This window comes from Cryobacterium frigoriphilum, assembly GCF_004403305.1.
GTDB lineage: Bacteria > Actinomycetota > Actinomycetes > Actinomycetales > Microbacteriaceae > Cryobacterium > Cryobacterium frigoriphilum.
In genome coordinates, this window is sequence record NZ_SOHE01000036.1 from 1 (window position 1) to 18,589 (window position 18,589).

Below are 18,589 nucleotides of genomic sequence, written 5' to 3' on the forward strand. Positions count from 1 at the left end.
GCTGCTGCCGGCGCCGGTGCTGCAACGGGCTCGGGTGCGGCGACGGGTTCCGGGGCCGCGGCCTCGGCGGCGGGTGCCTCCGGGGCGGCGGCCGGCGCGGAGCCGTCACCGATGACGACGAGGGCGGTACCGACCTCGACGGTTTCGTCTTCCTGAACCAGGATGGCCTCAATGATGCCGGCGACGGGGGACGGGATCTCGGTGTCCACCTTGTCGGTCGATACCTCGAGCAGGGGCTCGTCGACCTCCACGCGGTCGCCCACGTTCTTGAGCCAGCGGGTGACCGTGCCCTCTGTGACACTCTCTCCGAGTGCCGGGAGGCTGACGGATTCGCTCATGCGCATGTCTCCTTCAAAACCATATGTATGCTGAAAAATTCTGTATCTAACACGTGCCTATGGAACAACTGCGTAGAAATGGTGAACGAGCCCGATTACATCGCGTGCAGGGGCTTGCCGGCGAGGGCCATGAAGGCCTCGCCCAGCGCCTCATTCTGCGTGGGGTGGGCGTGAACGAGGGGCGTGATGTCCTCGGGGTACGCCTCCCAGTTCACGATGAGCTGGCCTTCGCCGATGAGTTCGCCGACGCGGGCGCCGATCATGTGCACACCGATGATGGGGCCATCCGTCACGCGCACGAGCTTGATCGAGCCGGACGTGCCGAGGATCGAGCTCTTACCGTTGCCGCCGAGGTTGTACTCGTAGGTTGCGATCTTGTCGGCGCCGAATTTCTCGGCGGCCTTGGCCTCTGAGTAACCGACCGAAGCGACCTCGGGGTCGCAGTAGGTGATCTTCGGAATGTTGATGTCTTCAACGACGATCGGGTTCAGGCCGGCGATTTCTTCGGCAACGAAGATGCCCTGCTGAAAACCGCGGTGTGCGAGCTGCAGGCCGGGCACGATGTCGCCCACGGCGTAGACGCCGGGCAGGTTCGTGGCGAGGCGCTCGTTGGTGAGCACGAAGCCGCGGTCCATCGTGACGCCGACCTCGTCGAAGCCCAGACCAGCGGTCGACGGGCCACGGCCCACGGCGACGAGCAGAATGTCAGCCTCGACGGTGGTGCCGTTTTCGAGTGTGACGACGACGCCATTCTCATCCTGCGTGACGCTCTTGAAGCGGATGCCGAGGGAAAATTCGATTCCACGCTTGCGGAAGGCGCGCTCGAGCTGCTTGGAGACGGATTCTTCCTCGTTCGGAACGAGGTGGGGGAGCGCCTCGATGATCGAGACGTCGGCTCCGAAGGACTTCCAGACGCTGGCGAATTCGACGCCGATGACGCCGCCGCCGAGAACGGCGACCTTCTTGGGGATGTAATCGAGCTCGAGGGCCTGTTCGCTCGTGATGACACGGCCACCGATTTCGAGGCCCGGAAGCGAGCGCGAGTAGGAGCCCGTCGCCAGAATCACGTTCTTGCCGACGATGGTATCGTCGCCGACCTGCACGGTCGTCGGGGAGACCAGATGGCCCTCACCCGCAATGACCGTGATGCCGCGTGCCTTGATCAGGCCCTGGAGTCCCTTGTACTTGCTGGCCACGATGCCCTCACGGAAGGCGGTGACGGCAGCGATGTCGACCCCGTCGAACGTGGTCTTGACGCCGTACTTGCCGGCCTCGCGGCTGACGTCGGCGACCTCGGCCGAGTGCAGCAGAGCCTTGGTGGGAATGCAACCCACGTGCAGACAGGTGCCGCCGAGTTTGCCCTTCTCGATCAGGCCAACGGTGAGGCCGAGCTGCACGGCGCGCAACGCTGCTGCGTACCCGCCGCTTCCTCCGCCAAGAACGACAACGTCAAAATTCTGCTCCGACACTCAGTTACTCCCTCGTGCATCACACCATGCCACGGCGGCTTTCGATTCGAGCCGCCGCGCAAACGATTAGTGGCAAGCTTTTCTTGCCCCTTCGACTGTACTACGGGCGTGAAAAGTCCTCGGCCAGTCGAAGCAACGCCCGCACCGACACTCCGGTCGGTCCGACTCCCGTGAAACCCCACGGGCTTCCGGTGTTTTGAGCCGGTCCGGCGATGTCCAGGTGCGCCCAGGGAATCGTCACTCCGTCGGCGTTCGTACCGACGAACTCCCGCAGAAAGACCCCGGCAAGAAGCATGCCGCCCGCCGGACTGCCGATCTTGGCATTGGCGATGTCCGCCACGTCGGAATTCAGCAGCGCACGCAGCTCGTCCGGAAGCGGCATCGGCCAGACCTGCTCATTGGCATCGGCACTGGCCGCGAGTACGCGCTGCACCAGGGCGTCATCGCCCATCGTTGCGTAATAGCGGGTACCGAGGGCCACGATCGCCGCCCCGGTGAGGGTGGCCACGTCGATGATCGCGTCGGGCTGTTCCTCGCTGGCGGCGACGAGGCCGTCGGCAAGCACCAGGCGACCCTCGGCATCCGTATTGAGAACCTCGACCGTGCGGCCGCCACGCATGCGCAGCACGTCGTTCGGGCGGATGGCCGAACCCGACGGCATGTTCTCGGCGATGCACATCCAGGCGGTAATGCGCACGGGCAGGGCCAGTCGAGCGGCGGCGAGCGTCACAGCGAGCACCGTAGCGGCACCGGTCATGTCGTACTTCATACCGACCATGGAGGCCGGCGGCTTGAGCGAGAGTCCGCCGGTGTCGAAGGTGATTCCCTTGCCCACGAGAGCCAGGTGCTGGGCGGCGCCGACCGGCGAATAGCTGAGCTTGACGAGTCGGGGCGGGCGAGCGGAGCCCTGCCCGACGCCGGCGATGCCGCCGAAGCCGTCGGCGACCAGTTCTTCCTCGTTCCACACGGTGACCTCGACGGGCAGGCCTGCTGCGGCAGTGACGGCGCGCTGGGCGAGGGAGTCCGGATACAGATCGAGGGGAGGGGCGTTGACGAGATCCTTCACGAGGCTCACGGCCTCGGCGCAGGCGAGTGCGCGAGCGAGCACGGCCGTTTCGGTGAGCTCGTCGTCGCCGAGCGCGGTGTGCACGCTGATCTGCGTTGCGGGCAGCTTCGTCTCGGCGAGGGAACTGTGACGGTAGGAGGTGAAAGAATACGCGCCGAGAGCCGCGCCCTCGAGTACGGCTTCGGCCTCGTCGGTCGTGGTGACGGGGATCGCAATGGCGAGGCTGGTCACACCGGTCAGCTGACGTACCGCCGAGCCGACCGCGTGACGCAGCGTGTGCACCGTCACTTCGCGCCCGAGACCGACGACGGCAACGGCCCGCGCGGCCATGGTGCCGACCGACGGGACAAGCCTCACGACCTCGTCGCGAGCGCCGGTCACCGCGAGGGCGCCGAGCTGGTCGGCCAGGCCGGCGAGACTCGCGTCGGCGTACAGAACGGCGCCGGCATCCGTTTGCAGCGCCGCGACGACGACCAGGTCGACATCGGCGTCGATGGCGGGGCGGCTGGACAGTGAAAGGACAGGAATGGTCATAGTCGATCGTAACCATCGGTGCCGGGTCGTCGCGTGTTCGCTGAGGGCACCAAGCCGGACGCACCGATTACCCTTCCGGCGGTCGAGCCTCGGATTAGAGTTGAGGCATGCGCGATCCTGGTGAATTGTACGAGCTGACCGCAGACGCCGACAGCGTGCCCGAGGGCCTGCACCTGGTGGCCGGGCTCACCGGCTTCGCCGACGCGGGAGGCGCGGTGTCACAGTTTTCGGAGTACCTGCTCGGTACTCTCGGCCACACCGTCATCGCTAACTTCGATGCCGACACACTGCTCGACTACCGTGCTCGACGGCCGATCATTTATTTCGACCAGGATCATCTGACCAACTACCAGCCACCGTCGCTGCGCCTGTATCTCGCGCTCGATGAGATCGGGCAGCAGTTTCTGTTTCTGACCGGGTTTGAACCGGACTTTCGTTGGAACCAGTTCTCGGCGGCGGTGCTGCAGCTCGTGGCACGCTTCAAGGTCGCGTCCACGACGTGGGTTCATGCGATCCCGATGCCCGTTCCGCACACGCGACCGATCGGCGTGACCGTCAGCGGCAACCGATCGGATCTCATCGAGAGCATGTCCGTCTGGCGACCGCACACCCAGGTCGCCGCCAACGCGCTGCATCTGGTCGAGTACCGCCTGCAGGAGGGCGGTGCCTCGACGGTCGGCTTCGTCCTACTCGTCCCGCACTATCTCGGGGACACCGAGTTTCCCTCGGCTGCGCTCTCGGCGCTCGAAAGCACGAGCGCCTCGACGGGGCTGATTTTCCCCACCGATCGGCTGCGCGAACAAAATCGCGATTTTGTGGCCCGCATCGACGAACAGGTGAGGGACAACCCCGAACTCGCCAAACTCGTGGGAACGCTCGAGCAACGCTACGACGCCTATATGGAGGGCAGCACGCTGCGCTCGCCCCTGACCGATGAAGACGGTGAGCTGCCCAGCGCCGACGAAATCGCCGCTGAACTGGAGAAGTTCCTGGCGATTCGGCGCAGCAAAGACGAGGGCTCCGCGGCCTGACGCAGGCTCGCCCCGGTGACGGGCGGCGCCTGCCGAGGGGTAACTTGGGGGTAATGAACTCCCGTTGGTCCTGGTTGGTATTCGTTGTCGGGTCGTTTGCCTACCTGTCGGCGGTCTTGCAGCGCACCTCGATGGGGATAGCCGGCGTCGCCGCCACCGAGCTCTTCGGCGGTTCGGCGGCGGTGCTGTCGAGCCTTGCCGTGGTGCAGCTCATCGTCTATGCCGCCATGCAGATCCCGGTCGGTGTGCTGATCGACCGATTCGGCCCCCGCACCCTCATTCTCTGCGGAACGTCTCTCATGATCGTGGGTCAGCTCACCCTCGCGTTTGCCCCCACGGTGACGGTGGCCGTCATCGGTCGCATTCTGGTTGGCGCGGGCGACGCGGCCCTGTTCATCTCGATCATCCGGCTGATCAGCTCGTGGTTCTCCGGGCGAATCGTTCCCCTGCTCTCGCAGTGGCTGGGCAACATCGGCCAGCTCGGCCAGGTGCTCTCGGCCGTACCGCTGGCCTGGCTGCTGCATGAGGCCGGGTGGACCCCGGCGTTCGTGTCCGCGGCATCCGTCGCCGTGCTCGCGTTGATTCTCTCGATCATTTTCGTGCGCGACCGGCCGGCGGGAGCCGCTGACCTGCACCGGACGACGAGCTGGACCAACGCCCTCACGCAATTGCGGCACAGTTTCAAACGGCCGGGCACCCAGCTGGGATTCTGGTCCCACTACGTCACCCAGTCCTCCGGCACGGTCTTCAGCCTGCTCTGGGGATACCCCTTCATGGTCTACGCCCTGCAGATTGAACCCGTGCTCGCGGCGGCACTGCTGACGACCCTGGTCGGCACGGGCCTCGTCTTCGGCCCGATCCTGGGGGTGCTGACGGCGCGATACCCGATGCGCCGCAGCAACATTGTGCTTGCCATTGTCAGCGCGATGGCCGTCATGTGGGCCATTTTTCTGCTCTGGCCCGGCGTGCCGCCACTCTGGCTGCTGGTGCTGCTGCTCGTCGTCGTGGGTATCGGCGGACCCGGTTCGCTGATCGGCTTCGACTTCGCCCGCACGTTCAACCCCCAACGCAGCCTGGGCTCGGCGAACGGCGTGGTCAATGTCGGTGGTTTTCTGGCCAGCTTCGTCACGATGTACCTGATCGGGCTCGCGCTCGACCTGCAAAATGGATGGCGCATGGCCGCGGGGGAGGCCAGCGACCTCTATGCCCTCGACTCGTTCCGCATCGCCTTTGCGGTGCAGTACCTCGTCATCGGCATCGGTGTGGTCTTTCTGGTGCGGGCCCGCCGCAACACCCGCCGTCTGCTGCTGCACGATGAGGGCCTCGAGGTCGCTCCACTGTGGGTGGCCGTGGCTCGGGCCTGGCGATCGCGCCGGGATCGCCGGGATGATCGAGGAAACCCTCCCGCCTGAAACCTGACGGCACGACGAACAGCGCAAAGATTGTAGCCGTGGCTTGCCTCCGCTGTAAACCGTGCGATAATTATCTCTAGGACCCGTTCAGGTCCGGGGAGTTTTGTGCCTTCGTGTCATAGCGACGGTGTAGAACTGAAACAGTGTGAGACTGCTGCCCGGGACTTGACATGGGTCCAAGTACTGCCCAAAATTCACACTGCTCAGAGTCAGTGCGGCCCGGTTCGCGTGGGCCGTGCGGCGCAGCAGCGCCGTCCGGTGGCGGCATGAGAGGTATTCGAATGGCAACCCCCGAAAAATCCGAGGCGACCGACGTGGCAGCCGCTGAGTCCGCACAGACTCCGGCCGCCAAGGCGCCCACGGTCAAGAAGCCCGCGACGAAGACCGCTGCGGCAAAGACGGCCGCTGCCAAGGCCGCAGCCGTCAAGAAGGCCGCGGGCGCCGATGCCCCGGCCGCCGAGAAGGCTGCGCCCCGTAAGCGGGCCGCGACAACTCGCGCCAAGGCCAGCAAAGACGACGACACCTCTTCAGAGGACCCGGCCGGCGCGCACGATGATGACGCCGACGACGATGACCAGGGCAAGCGCGCCGCGTCGACCGAACCGCTGCCCAAGGGCGCGCTGGTTTTGTCCCTCGTCGACGACGAAGACGAAGTTCCGGTCTACTCGAGCGCCATTACGGGCGCCACGGCCGACCCGGTCAAGGACTACCTGAAGCAGATCGGAAAGGTCGCCCTGCTGAACGCGGCCGAAGAGGTCGAGCTTGCCATGCGCATCGAGGCCGGTCTGTTCGCCGAGGACAAGCTGTCGGAGATGACCGAGGCAGAGAAGAAGACGCCGCTGGGTCGTGAGCTGCAGTGGGTCGCCAAGGACGGCGCTCGCGCCAAGAGCCACCTGCTCGGCGCCAACCTGCGTCTCGTCGTGTCCCTCGCCAAGCGCTACACGGGTCGAGGAATGCAGTTTCTCGACCTCATCCAGGAGGGAAACCTGGGCCTGATTCGCGCGGTTGAGAAGTTCGACTACACGAAGGGCTTCAAGTTCTCCACCTACGCCACCTGGTGGATTCGCCAGGCGATCACGCGCGCCATGGCTGACCAGGCCCGCACCATCCGAATTCCCGTGCACATGGTCGAGGTCATCAACAAGCTCGCCCGCGTGCAGCGTCAGATGCTGCAGGACCTGGGCCGCGAACCCACTCCTGAGGAACTGAGCCGGGAACTCGACATGACCCCCGAAAAGGTCGTCGAGGTTCAGAAGTACGGCCGCGAGCCCATCTCCCTGCACACCCCGCTCGGTGAAGACGGAGACAGCGAATTCGGTGACCTCATCGAGGACACCGAGGCCGTGGTGCCCGCCGACGCCGTCGGCTTCACAATGCTCCAGAAGCAGCTCGAGAGCCTGCTGGATTCCCTGTCCGAGCGTGAGGCCGGCGTGATTCGCATGCGCTTCGGACTCGGAGACGGCATGCCCAAGACCCTGGACCAGATCGGAGACACCTTCGGCGTGACGCGTGAGCGCATCCGTCAGATCGAGTCGAAGACGATGGCCAAGCTGCGTCACCCCTCCCGGTCCCAGTCGCTGCGCGACTACCTCGAGTAGGAGTCGGGTGCGATACACGCCGGCAATCCTCATCGGCCGGGGCGTGCGGGTACTCGCCCGCTGGCGCAAGCCCGGGGGCGGGTCTGCCGTTCCGGGCCTAGTGGTCAACACAATCGCGCCCGGTTTTCTCGCTCACGCGCTCAACGGTTTTCCGCAGGGCCTCGTGATCGTCTCGGGGTCGAGCGGCAAGTCCACGACCACCAAGATGCTCGTGGCCGCACTGCGCGCTCACGGGCTCACGGTCTTCACCAATTCGTCGACCGCGAACATTCGCCAGGGCCTCACCTCGGCGCTGCTCGAGCGGGCCAGCGTGACCGGCCGGGTCGCGGGCGATATCGCGGTGCTCGAAATGGATGAGGGACACGGCGCGGCGATCGCGCCCACACTCACGCCCCGGGTGGTGGCTCTCACGAACGTGATGGTGGACCAGATCGATCGCTTTCACGACTCCGACATGGTCGCCGGCCTGTTGCGTAAGATCGCGCTGCGCTCAACCGGCGTCGTCGTCATCAACGCCGACGACGCCTACCTCGCCGATCTCGGCGGGGAGCTTGACTCCGAAGCGACCGGCGTCACCGTCGAGCGCTATGGCGTCACGAGCGACGTACTCGCGGCGAACCCGCGCGGCCTCGGGTACACGCGCACCGCCGCGGAACGACTGCCGGCCGGCGACGGACTGCTCGTCACCGAGGTGAGCGGAAGGTCAGCTCGGTTCGCCCTTGAGGGTGTGAGTTACCCGGTTGCCCTGCCGGCGCGTGGAACGCACTACGCCGTCGATGCCGCGACCGCCGTTGCCACGGCCCGCGCTGCCCTCGGGTCGCGGTTCGACGCCGCGGTGGCCATCGAGGCCGTTGGCACGATTCCGCCCGTCTTCGGGCGAGGCGAAATCGTCACCGTGAACGGACACGAGATTGAGTTCGTGCTGGTTCAGAATCCGGCGAGTTTCCAGCTCAACGTCGACAGCCTCGAGCCCAGCACCGAACAGATTCTCATCGCGATCGGCTCCGACGTGCGCGATCCCTCGTATTTCTGGCCCGTCGACACCTCGAGCCTGGGTCATGTACTGATTGCGTCGGGATCGAAGGCGCACGATATTGCGCTGCAGCTCGTCTATGACGATGTCACCGTCGACCGAATCGAGCCCGACGTCGGAGTGGCCCTCGACGCCTTCCTCGCCCTGCCGAAACCCGCGCACGGCATGAAAACCATCATCTTTTCCGCCGACGGGATGCGCCGCACACGCGCGCACCTCGGCCTGGCGACAAACGCTGAGGAGCCCGTTTGACCTCCGTCACGATCGTGTCCCTGCTGCCGGAACTGCTCGGCAACAACGGCGATGCCGCGAATGCCCGGGTGCTCGCGCAACGCGCCAGATGGAGCGGCGCGGACGCATCCATTGTTCCCGTGCGCACGCGTGCGGATCTGCCGGACCGGGTCGACGCCGTCGTTATCGGTACCGGTACCGATTCGGATCTGGTTGCGGCCAGGGACATCCTGCTGACCATGGCGACCGAGCTGCGCGAGTGGCTCACCGGCGGAGTGCCGATTCTCGCCGTGGGAACCGGCTGGGAGCTGCTGAGCTGGGGCATCGAGCTCACCGACTCAACCGTCGAGGGTCTGGGTCTCGTGCCGGGACACGCCGTACCCCGTGTCGAACGCGCCACCGGTGACCTCGTCGTGGCGTCGAAGTTTGGCCGTCTGATCGGTTTTGAGAACCACGCCCGCGATTACGTCGGTGCGGAGGCTTCACCGCTCGGCCGAGTCGAGTCCGGGATCGGCAACGGGAGCGCAGCGAGCGGCCAGGAGGGTGTGGTGATGGGGGAGTTCTTCGGCACGCACCTGCACGGCCCGGTCCTGGCCCGCAACCCAGGGCTGGCCGACCATCTGGTCAGGCTCATGCTCGACCGCATCGGCGTGGAGTATGTGGCCGGCGCCCAGAGCGTGCTGGTCGATGACATAGCTCGAGCCGCACGCAATCAGATTGCGGTGCGGCTCGAACGTGCGATTGAGGCTTAGCGCGACGGTTTAGGAGCGCTTGTCCTCCAGGAGTCGGCTCGACTCGTCGTGCCAGCTCTCGGCGATGGCCGACAACTTCTCTTGGTGCTTACGACCGTGGTGCGCGCAAAACAACAGCTCACTGTTGTTCACGACGACGCGGATGTACGCCTGCGCTCCACAAGCGTCGCAGCGGTCGGCTGCGGTGAGCTGGTGGGGGGCGCCCTGTTGGTCAACTGCACCATTCTCAGTGGCGATCTGGGACATAATCTCCTCCTCCAGACGAAATTTCTAAAACCCTTAACCGTAATGTAAACACGGCAGGCTGTGCTTTGGGAGTCAATTGCGTGGCATTTCGCTCACCGCGTAGCTGACTTCATCTTTGGGGTGTCGATCCGGGTGGTTTACACGCGGGTCACTAGGCTTAACCGTTGTGAGTTCCGACTATTCCGCCCGCCACCTGTCAGTTCTCGAAGGCCTCGAGGCGGTGCGTAAGCGTCCCGGCATGTATATCGGTTCCACCGACTCTCGCGGGCTCATGCACTGCCTGTGGGAAATCATCGACAACTCGGTCGACGAGGCCCTCGGCGGTCACGGTGATCGCATCGAAATCGTGCTGCACGGCGATGACAGCGTCGAGGTGCGCGACACCGCACGCGGCATCCCCGTCGATATCGAACCCAAGACCGGCCTGACCGGCGTCGAGGTGGTCTTCACGAAGCTGCACGCCGGCGGTAAATTCGGCAGCGGATCGTACGCCGCCTCCGGCGGTCTGCACGGTGTGGGCGCATCCGTCGTCAACGCCCTGTCCGAACGGCTCGACGTCGAGGTCGACCGCGGCGGCAAGACCTGGGCCATGTCTTTTCACCGGGGCGAGCCGGGCATGTTCGCCGATGCCGCACCGTTCAAGGACGGTGGCCTGAAGAGCCCCGACTCGCCCTTCACCCCGTTTGAGAACCAGAGTGAGCTGCGCGTCGTGGGCAAGGCCGCGCGCGGCGTGACCGGTACCCGCATCCGCTACTGGGCCGACCGCCAGATTTTCACCAAGGGCGCCAGCTTCCAGACCGATGAGGTGCTCAATCGTGCGCGCCAGACGGCCTTCCTCGTTCCGGGTCTTGCGATCTCGGTCGACGACCGTCGCACCGATGAGCCCGTGCAGCATGCCTTCCAGTTCGATGGTGGTATCTCCGAGTTCGTCGACCACCTCGCGACGGATGCCCCGGTCACGGACACCTGGCGTCTCACCGGAACCGGGTCGTTCCGGGAAACCGTGCCCGTGCTCACCGATTCGGGCGCGATGATCCCGACGGAACTCGAACGGGAATGCCAGGTGGACATCGCCCTGCGCTGGGGTACCGGCTACGACACCATCGTGCAGAGCTTCGTCAACATCATCGCGACGCCCAAGGGCGGCACCCACCAGGCCGGTTTCGACGCCGGCCTGCTGAAGTTTCTTCGCGCCCAGGTCGATCTGAATGCTCGCCGGCTCAAGGTCGGCTCCGACAAGCTCGACAAGGACGACGTGATGGCTGGCCTGACGGCCGTGCTGACCGTGCGTTTGCCGGAGCCGCAGTTCGAGGGTCAGACCAAGGAGGTGCTGGGCACTCCGGCCGTGCGGGCCATCGTGGCCGCCGTGGTCGCGAAGGCAATGAGCGAGCGATTCACCTCGACAAAGCGCGACGACAAGACCCAGTCGGCCGTTGTACTCGACAAGATCGTCGCCGAGATGAAGTCGCGGATCTCCGCTCGCGCCCACAAAGAGACCCAGCGCCGTAAGAACGCCCTGGAAAGTTCGTCACTTCCGGCCAAGCTCGTCGACTGCCGCAGCAACGATGTGAAGACCAGCGAACTCTTCATCGTCGAGGGTGACTCAGCGCTCGGCACCGCCAAGCTCGCGAGAGACAGCGAGCATCAGGCGCTGCTGCCGATTCGCGGCAAGATTCTCAACGTGCAGAAGGCATCCGTCTCCGACATGCTCTCGAACACGGAGTGTGCCTCGATCATCCAGGTGATCGGTGCCGGAAGCGGCCGAAGCTTTGACATCTCCTCGGCGCGGTACGGCAAGGTGATCATCATGAGCGACGCGGATGTCGATGGTGCCCACATTCGCACCCTGCTGCTGACGCTCTTCTTTCGCTACATGCGCCCCATGATCACGGAGGGCCGGGTCTTCGCCGCCGTGCCGCCGCTGCACCGGGTCATCGTGATGAATCCGGGCTCGAAGCCCAACGAAACCATTTACACCTATTCAGAGGTCGAGCTGCACGGCGTGCTTGCCGGGCTCGACAAGCGCGGCAAGAAGTATCAGGATCCGATCCAGCGCTACAAGGGCCTCGGTGAGATGGATGCCGACCAGCTCGCGACCACGACCATGGAGCGCGCTCACCGCACGCTGCGACGGGTGCGTGTGGATGACGCGGAAATGGCCGGCAAGGTCTTCGAACTGCTGATGGGTAACGATGTGGCCCCGCGCAAGGAGTTCATCATCGAGAGTTCCGACAAGCTCAGCCGCGAACGAATCGACGTCTAGCCTGCATGACAGCCGGTCGTGCAGGCCTCGCCCGGCATCCAGTGAACGCCGCGGCGCGGGTTGGTAGTGAGCGGCGCGGGTTGGTAGTGAGCGGCGCGGGGGCTGCGCCGCTGCGCGGGATGTGCGCCACCCGCGCAGCGGCGCACCTACCGCGCTCGATCACGACCCCACTCACGGCGCAGAGTTCGTCGTGGTGGCGCGGGTCAGATCTGGGCGCCGATCGCCCCGATGATGGCGTCGAGCATGACACCGGAGGCATCGCGGCGTGATCCCGACTCCGGCAGTGCACGCGCAGTGCCGTCCGGTGCGACGGCTCGCGCCGGCGCCGGTCCGACCCACGCGACCGAGATGGCGTCTTCGCCCTTGAGAAAACGCTGCGACCGCACACCACCCGTAGCGCGGCCCTTGGCCGGATACTCCGAGAAATCGGATACTTTCGTGCTGCCAAAATCAGGGAGCAGCAAGACTTCACTGCCGATAGCGACGGTCGCCACGACCGCTGACTCGGCGTCGCCGACACTGAGGCTCGTGAAAAACACCACCGACGTTCCCGCGGCGAGTTTGATGCCGGCCATGCCGCCGGCCGCGCGTCCCTGGGGACGCACTCCGGCCGCCGAAAAGTGCAGCAGCTGGGAATCAGAGGCGACGAAGACGAGCTCGTCGTCGTCGGCACCCTGAGCGGCCCCGACCACCTCGTCCTTCGGCTTGAGCGCAATGATCTCGAAGTCGGGGCGGTTGGCCCAGTCACCGGGAGTCACCCGTTTCACGATTCCCTGGCGGGTACCGAGGGCAATGGCGCGTTCGGTTTCGAGGGACACGAGGGCGAGTACTCGCTCATCGCGGCCGAGTACCAGATAGTCAACGACCCGAACACCGGCCGCGAGCTGGATCGAGGTCGGCGGCATGACCGGCAGGTCGACGGGGGAGAAGCGGATGAGTCGGCCCCGGTTGGTCACGGCGCCCACCTCGGTGCGGCTCGTGGTCTCGAGCGACGACAGCACGGCGTCGTGTTTGCTGCGGCGTTGCGGCGGTACGATGCGCTGCGGCTGGGACTCGTTTTCCACGAGCAGATCGACGCGGGCAATGCGACCCGTGCAGCTGAGAAAGATGCGGGTCGGGATGTCCTGCACCTCGAGGACGGCTGCATTGCGTTTGGCGGCCGCGGCCGACACACCCGCGATGCTCGGTTTGGCCTCGGTCAGCACGGTGCGGCGTGGAGTGCCGAATTTGTCGGCAACGGCCGCGAGTTCCTCGGAGACGAGGTTGCGGATCGCACCCGTGCTCGAGAGCAGCTTCTCGAGTGCCGCGATCTCCGCGAGGAGCTGGTCGCGTTCTGCCTCGAGCTCGATCCGCGAGAACCGGGTGAGGCGTCGGAGCCGCAGTTCCAGAATGTACTCGGCCTGCACCTGGCTGAGGTCGAACACATCGATCAAACGCAGGCGTGCCTGTTCGGTGTCGTCGCTCGCCCGAATCACCTGGATGACCTCGTCGATGTCGACGATTGCGACCAGCAGCCCCTCCACGAGGTGCAGCCGCTCCTTGCGTCGGGCCAGACGGTAGGCGGACCGTCGGGTGACGACCGCAATGCGGTGGTTGACGTAGACGAGCAGCAGCTCGCGCAGCCCGAGCGTCTGCGGAGCCCCCTCGACGAGGGCAACCGCGTTGATGTTGAAGGAGTCTTCGAGCGGGGTGTAGCGGTACAACTGCTCGAGAACGGCATCGGGGCTGAACCCGGTCTTGATGCCGATCACGAGGCGTAGTCCCTTGGTGCGGTCGGTGAGGTCGGTGACGTCGGAGATGCCGCTGAGCTTCTTGGAGTTCACCCCGTCTTTGATCTTCTCAATGACCTTTTCGGGTCCCACGAGGTAGGGCAGCTCCGTGACGACGAGACCGGTCTTGCGGGCGCTGATGGCCTCGACCGAGACGCGGGCCCGAGTCTTGAAACTGCCGCGACCGGTCAGGTAGGCATCCTTGATGCCCGCCAGACCCACGATCGTACCGCCGGTGGGCAGGTCGGGACCGGGAATGAATTCCATTAGGTGCTCGAGCGAGGCATCCGGGTACGTGAGCAGGTGGCGGGCAGCACCAACGACCTCGATCAGGTTGTGCGGGGCCATGTTGGTCGCCATGCCCACCGCGATACCGCTTGCTCCGTTGACGAGCAGGTTGGGGTACGCGGCCGGCAGAACGTCGGGCTGGGTGAGCTGGTTGTCGTAGTTCGGAACGAAGTCCACGACATCCTCGTCGAGGTTTTCGGTCATCGCCAGTGCGGGAGCGGCCAGGCGCGCCTCCGTGTACCTCGGTGCGGCCGGGCCGTCGTCGAGGGAACCAAAGTTTCCGTGCCCGTCGATGAGCGGTACCCGCAGCGAGAAGGCCTGGGCCATGCGCACCATCGCGTCGTAGATCGCGGTGTCACCGTGGGGGTGCAGCTTGCCCATGACCTCACCGACAACGCGGGCGCTCTTGACGTGTCCGCGATCGGGGCGCAGACCCATCTCACTCATCTGGTAGAGGATGCGACGCTGCACGGGCTTCAGGCCATCGCGCGCATCGGGCAGGGCGCGCGAATAGATGACCGAGTAGGCGTACTCGAGAAAGGATCCCTGCATCTCAACGGACACGTCGACGTCTTCGATGCGTTCGGTGCTTGCGGCGGGCGGCATGCTGGGTGAGCGGCTCATTCGTGAATTCTGCTGTGGAGGCGCGTGTGCACGGGCATGCACACGAAAGATGCGGCCCGCCCTATGTCAGACTGGGGCCGATGTCCTCTATGCTACCGGCCCGCGAATTCAGCACTCTGCGCCTTGCCGACGTTCTCACAAGTTCCCTCGACGCCATCCTCTCGCGGCCGAACCCGCTCGGGCTTCCCGCGGTGAGCAAGGCCGTCGTCGTGCTCGCCGACGGCCTCGGTGTCAGCTCGATTCGGGCCAGAGCCGGGCACGCCCGGTTTCTCGCCGCCCGCCTCAACAAGACGAGCATCATCGACGGTGTCTTTCCGGCCACGACCGTCGCCGGCATCGCGACGCTGACGACCGGCGTCGAACCCGGACAGCACGGCCTCGTCGGCTATCAGGTGCTCGATGCCGACCGCGACCGCGTGATCAATCAGCTGACCGGCTGGGACGCCGGCATGAACCCGGCGACCTGGCAACGAGCCCGCACGGTCTTCGACATCGCGGCCGAGCACGCGGTGCCGAGTTTCGCGATCGGGCCGAAGCGGTTCACGAACTCGGGGTTCACCGGAGCGGTGCTGCGCGGCGCAACCTACGTTCCGGCCGAAAGCATCGCCGATCGGTTCCGCGCCGCGCGCGCACTGCTCAATGATGAGCCGACCGCGCTGATCTACCTCTACGTGTCAGAACTCGACGTCGCCGCTCACGCGCACGGCTGGGAGTCGGCCCGCTGGCTCACCCAGCTCGAGACCCTGGACTCGGAGTTGGCGAAGTTCGCCTCAGGCCTGCGCCGCGACGAGGGACTGCTGCTGACCGCTGACCACGGAGTGCTCGATGTGCCCGCGACCAAACACGTGTTGTTTGACACCGTTCCGGAACTGGTTGCCGGAGTCCGGCATGTCGCCGGCGATCCGCGCTGCGTACAGCTCTATCTCGAGCCGGATCAGTCGCTCGTGACGGCCGATTCACTGGCCGAGGCCTGGCGTCGGGTCGAGGGGGAGCGGGCCTGGATCTTCACGCGCGCCGAGGCCGTGGCCGCCGGCATCTTCGGACGGGTCGCGCCCGAGGTGCTGCCGCGCATCGGCGATGTCATCGTGGCGGCGCGGCGTGTGGTCGCCTACTACGACTCCCGGGACAGCAACAAAGGCGCCCGCTCCATGATCGGCCAGCACGGGTCCCTCACCGATGAGGAACTTCGCGTGCCGCTGATCCGGGCGGGCGCCTTCGAACGCTAGTGCACTAGCTCGGGTACTGGCCGCGCTTGACCTGCGGCTTCGGCAGCCGCATCGGGCGCAGCTGCAGGGCACGCATCGCGGAATACCAGCGGATGCGTTCCGCTTTGGCCTCCCCGAACTTGGCGTTGACCTTCTTCGTGAGGATGAAGCCGAGCACGATGCAGTCGATGATCGCGACGATGAAGAAACCCCAGAGCGCGAGAATGCCATACGTTTGCACGGACGGGTCGGGGAAGAACGTCAGCAGGATCACGAGGAACATGACCGGGATCATGAATTCACCCACGTTGAAGCGCGCGTCAACGTAGTCGCGCGCGAACTTCTTCTGCGGGCCGCGCTCGCGCTGCGGCAGGTACTTGTCGTCGCCGGCCGCCATGCCCACGCGGGCCCGGTCGCGGGCGGCGAGCGACTTCGCCCTGGCCTGCTTCGCGGCGAGCTTACGGTCATCCGGCACCAGAGGGCGCTTGCGCGCCGCTTCCTGCTGCTTCCGGGTTGGGGTCGCCTGACCCTTGCCGGCGGGAGATCCGGCCAGTCGGGCCGCCGTTTCTTCCACGGTTTCGATCGACGGTTTGCCGTCGGGGTTTACTTTAGCCACATCAAATCCTTGCAATTGGGTGCCTTAAGATTACCCGTATGACGGTTACACCAGAGACAATCCCGACTATGGCACTGCGCCAAGCCGTGGAACAGGGGCTTCCCACCACCATTTCGGATCTGTGCGCCCTCGTGCGTATCCCGTCGGTGTCGTGGTCGGCGTTCGATCGCGACCCGGTCGCGGCCAGTGCGGAGGCCGTGGCTGACCTCGCTCGCGACCTGAACGTGTTCGAGACGGTCACCGTGAGCCAGGCGCTTATTCCCGGCACCGACGCTGAGCTCGGCCAGCCGGCCGTGCTCGCCGTGCGCCCCGCCCGCAACGGCCGACCGACCGTTCTTCTCTATGCCCACCATGACGTGCAGCCTCCCGGAAACGATGCCGACTGGGAATCACCCCCGTTCGAACCGACCGTTCGCNCGGGCGCGGCGCGGCCGACGACAAGGCCGGTGTCATGGCCCACATCGCGTCGATCAGGGCGCTCGTGGCGGCCGAAGGACCCGACTTCGACCTGGGCATCACGCTCTTCATCGAGGGCGAGGAGGAATTCGGCAGTCGCTCGTTCACATCCTTCCTCGACGACAACCTCGAGGCACTCCGCGGCGATGTCATCGTCGTGGCCGACTCCAATAACTGGGATGTCACCACCCCCGCCATCACCGTCAGCCTGCGCGGCAACGTCACGATGCGGTTGACCGTGCGTACCCTCGCCCACGCCTCCCATTCGGGAATGTTCGGGGGAGTGGTTCCCGACGCGATGCTCGCCGCCATTCAGTTGCTCGCAACCCTGCACGACTCCGACGGATCGGTCGCCGTCGCGGGGCTCACGAGCTACGACGCGCCGACCCCCGACTATGACGAAGCCCAGCTCCGCAGCGAGACCGGACTTCTTGACGGCGTCTCTCCCATCGGTCACGGCTCGTTACTCAGCCGCATCTGGTCGCAGCCGTCGATCACGGTCACCGGGATCGACGCCCCCACCGTCGACAATGCGTCCAACACCCTGTCGCCGAGCATCACCGTGCGGCTCAGCGCGCGTATAGCGCCCGGCCAGAAGGCGACGGATGCCGCGACCGCCCTGCAGGCGCACCTGCGCTCCCACGCCCCCTATGGCGCCGTGCTCGAGTTCGACGACATCGACGTGGGCGAGCCCTTCCTGGTTGACACGAGCGGATGGGCCGTGACGGAGGCTGCCGCTGCGATGACGGATGCCTGGGGTACGCCACCGGTCGACATTGGTGTGGGCGGTTCCATTCCCTTCATCGCCGACCTCGTGCGGGTGTTCCCCGAGGCCCAGATTCTCGTGACCGGGGTCGAAGACCCCGACTCACGCGCGCACAGCCCGAATGAATCACTTCACCTCGGTGTCTTCAAACGTGCCGTGCTGAGCGAAGCGTTTCTGCTCGGTCGCCTCAACCACCGAACCGGCGCCTGACCGGCACCGTCGGCACTCAGAAACTTGTTGTGGGAATGTCCATGATGACTTATTGGTTGTCGACGGTAGAATCTATTGAGATCCGATGATTTCGATCTATCGATTCAGGTCTCGCGTACGCGCGGGATCGTGACACGTGCGAACCCGAGGAGACCCATGACTGACACCCTGACTGACAGCACCGTAGCCAACACCGCAGTTGCAAGCGACAGCACTACCGCGACCGAGGCCCCGAGCACCGCTGCGCACGGTGTCGGCCTGACCGAGACCGCGGCCCTCAAGGTGCGCAGCCTGCTGACCCAGGAAGGCCGCGAAGACCTGCGCCTTCGGGTCGCCGTGCAGCCCGGCGGCTGCTCCGGCCTGATCTACCAGCTCTACTTCGACGAGCGCGTTCTCGAGGGCGACGCCCTCGTGGACTTCGACGGCGTCGAGGTCGTCGTTGACAAGATGAGCGTGCCGTACCTCGACGGTGCCACGATCAACTTCGAAGACACCATCGAGAAGCAGGGCTTCACGATCGATAACCCGAACGCCGGCAGCAGCTGCGCGTGCGGCGATTCCTTCAGCTAGACCGCGCAGCACACACCAAGCGCCGGGAGGCCATCCGTTGGATGGCCTCCCGGGCGTGTTTAACGGCTTTGACAAGACCGCCGACGCAAAAATAGTGAGAATATCGGCACCC

The 18,589-nt window shown here is 65.5% G+C and carries 14 protein-coding genes and 1 pseudogene; 9 read left to right on the forward strand and 6 right to left on the reverse strand.

Features of this window, described 5'->3' with window-relative positions:
• The 3 genes from E3T55_RS07400 to E3T55_RS07410 all read right to left on the reverse strand — a co-directional run.
• On the reverse strand, window positions 1-338 hold a 338-nt coding region (locus E3T55_RS07400; protein WP_338145121.1), incomplete at its 3' end, for a biotin/lipoyl-containing protein.
• Window positions 339-433: 95 nt separating this feature from the next.
• Complete coding sequence (lpdA, locus tag E3T55_RS07405; protein WP_134518941.1) at window positions 434-1,807, reverse strand: dihydrolipoyl dehydrogenase; 1,374 nt, start codon at window positions 1,805-1,807, stop codon at window positions 434-436.
• A gap of 100 nt (window positions 1,808-1,907) precedes the next feature.
• Window positions 1,908-3,407, reverse strand: a complete 1,500-nt coding sequence (locus tag E3T55_RS07410; RefSeq protein WP_134518942.1) for a leucyl aminopeptidase — start codon at window positions 3,405-3,407, stop codon at window positions 1,908-1,910.
• A 107-nt stretch (window positions 3,408-3,514) separates the two neighbouring features.
• On the opposite strand from E3T55_RS07410, the gene E3T55_RS07415 reads away from it, so the two are divergent.
• The 5 genes from E3T55_RS07415 to E3T55_RS07435 all read left to right on the forward strand — a co-directional run bounded on the left by E3T55_RS07415 (window position 3,515) and on the right by E3T55_RS07435 (window position 9,464).
• A complete protein-coding gene (locus tag E3T55_RS07415; protein ID WP_134518943.1) occupies window positions 3,515-4,438 on the forward strand; it encodes a proteasome assembly chaperone family protein in 924 nt (307 codons plus the stop codon).
• Window positions 4,439-4,491: 53 nt separating this feature from the next.
• On the forward strand, window positions 4,492-5,850 hold the full coding sequence (locus E3T55_RS07420; RefSeq protein WP_134518944.1) for an MFS transporter: 1,359 nt from the start codon (window positions 4,492-4,494) through the stop codon (window positions 5,848-5,850).
• Window positions 5,851-6,020: 170 nt separating this feature from the next.
• Window positions 6,021-7,448: an RNA polymerase sigma factor gene (locus E3T55_RS07425; protein WP_420897981.1), complete on the forward strand. Its 1,428-nt coding sequence runs from the start codon at window positions 6,021-6,023 to the stop codon at window positions 7,446-7,448.
• Window positions 7,449-7,455: 7 nt separating this feature from the next.
• Window positions 7,456-8,733 carry a MurT ligase domain-containing protein gene (locus E3T55_RS07430; RefSeq protein WP_134518946.1) on the forward strand — a complete coding sequence of 426 codons (1,278 nt, stop codon included), beginning with the start codon at window positions 7,456-7,458 and terminating at the stop codon, window positions 8,731-8,733.
• Window positions 8,730-9,464, forward strand: a complete 735-nt coding sequence (locus E3T55_RS07435) for a type 1 glutamine amidotransferase (protein WP_134518947.1) — start codon at window positions 8,730-8,732, stop codon at window positions 9,462-9,464. The genes E3T55_RS07430 and E3T55_RS07435 overlap by 4 nt, the downstream gene beginning before the upstream one ends.
• A 9-nt stretch (window positions 9,465-9,473) precedes the next feature.
• Here E3T55_RS07435 and E3T55_RS07440 read toward each other — a convergent pair whose 3' ends face one another.
• On the reverse strand, window positions 9,474-9,710 hold the full coding sequence (locus E3T55_RS07440; RefSeq protein WP_119973730.1) for a DUF7455 domain-containing protein: 237 nt from the start codon (window positions 9,708-9,710) through the stop codon (window positions 9,474-9,476).
• 166 nt (window positions 9,711-9,876) lie between these two features.
• Here E3T55_RS07440 and E3T55_RS07445 point away from each other — a divergent pair, with 166 nt between their 5' ends.
• A complete protein-coding gene (locus E3T55_RS07445; RefSeq protein WP_134518948.1) occupies window positions 9,877-11,973 on the forward strand; it encodes a DNA gyrase/topoisomerase IV subunit B in 2,097 nt (698 codons plus the stop codon).
• Window positions 11,974-12,176: 203 nt separating this feature from the next.
• Here E3T55_RS07445 and E3T55_RS07450 read toward each other — a convergent pair whose 3' ends face one another.
• Window positions 12,177-14,654, reverse strand: a complete 2,478-nt coding sequence (locus E3T55_RS07450) for a DNA gyrase/topoisomerase IV subunit A (protein WP_134518949.1) — start codon at window positions 14,652-14,654, stop codon at window positions 12,177-12,179.
• An 80-nt stretch (window positions 14,655-14,734) separates the two neighbouring features.
• Here E3T55_RS07450 and E3T55_RS07455 point away from each other — a divergent pair, with 80 nt between their 5' ends.
• Window positions 14,735-15,880, forward strand: a complete 1,146-nt coding sequence (locus E3T55_RS07455; RefSeq protein ID WP_174775445.1) for an alkaline phosphatase family protein — start codon at window positions 14,735-14,737, stop codon at window positions 15,878-15,880.
• Between the two features lie 4 nt (window positions 15,881-15,884).
• On the opposite strand, the gene E3T55_RS07460 is transcribed toward E3T55_RS07455, so the two are convergent.
• Complete coding sequence (locus E3T55_RS07460; RefSeq protein ID WP_134518950.1) at window positions 15,885-16,475, reverse strand: DUF3043 domain-containing protein; 591 nt, start codon at window positions 16,473-16,475, stop codon at window positions 15,885-15,887.
• Window positions 16,476-16,513: 38 nt separating this feature from the next.
• Here E3T55_RS07460 and E3T55_RS07465 point away from each other — a divergent pair.
• Together E3T55_RS07465 and E3T55_RS07470 are read left to right on the forward strand one after the other, a co-directional pair.
• A pseudogene (locus E3T55_RS07465) lies at window positions 16,514-17,907 on the forward strand (M20/M25/M40 family metallo-hydrolase).
• A gap of 156 nt (window positions 17,908-18,063) precedes the next feature.
• Window positions 18,064-18,477, forward strand: a complete 414-nt coding sequence (locus tag E3T55_RS07470) for a HesB/IscA family protein (RefSeq protein WP_134518951.1) — start codon at window positions 18,064-18,066, stop codon at window positions 18,475-18,477.
• Window positions 18,478-18,589: the final 112 nt, after the last annotated feature.

Bases quoted from the DNA above. Each gene is read 5' to 3' on its own strand.
- E3T55_RS07410 (WP_134518942.1), bottom strand. From the start codon at position 3,407: ATGACCATTCCTGTCCTTTCACTGTCCAGCCGCCCCGCCATCGACGCC.
- E3T55_RS07415 (WP_134518943.1), top strand. From the start codon at position 3,515: ATGCGCGATCCTGGTGAATTGTACGAGCTGACCGCAGACGCCGACAGC.
- E3T55_RS07420 (WP_134518944.1), top strand. From the start codon at position 4,492: ATGAACTCCCGTTGGTCCTGGTTGGTATTCGTTGTCGGGTCGTTTGCC.
- E3T55_RS07425 (WP_420897981.1), top strand. From the start codon at position 6,021: ATGGGTCCAAGTACTGCCCAAAATTCACACTGCTCAGAGTCAGTGCGG.
- E3T55_RS07440 (WP_119973730.1), bottom strand. From the start codon at position 9,710: ATGTCCCAGATCGCCACTGAGAATGGTGCAGTTGACCAACAGGGCGCC.
- E3T55_RS07450 (WP_134518949.1), bottom strand. From the start codon at position 14,654: ATGAGCCGCTCACCCAGCATGCCGCCCGCCGCAAGCACCGAACGCATC.
- E3T55_RS07455 (WP_174775445.1), top strand. From the start codon at position 14,735: ATGTCCTCTATGCTACCGGCCCGCGAATTCAGCACTCTGCGCCTTGCC.
- E3T55_RS07470 (WP_134518951.1), top strand. From the start codon at position 18,064: ATGACTGACACCCTGACTGACAGCACCGTAGCCAACACCGCAGTTGCA.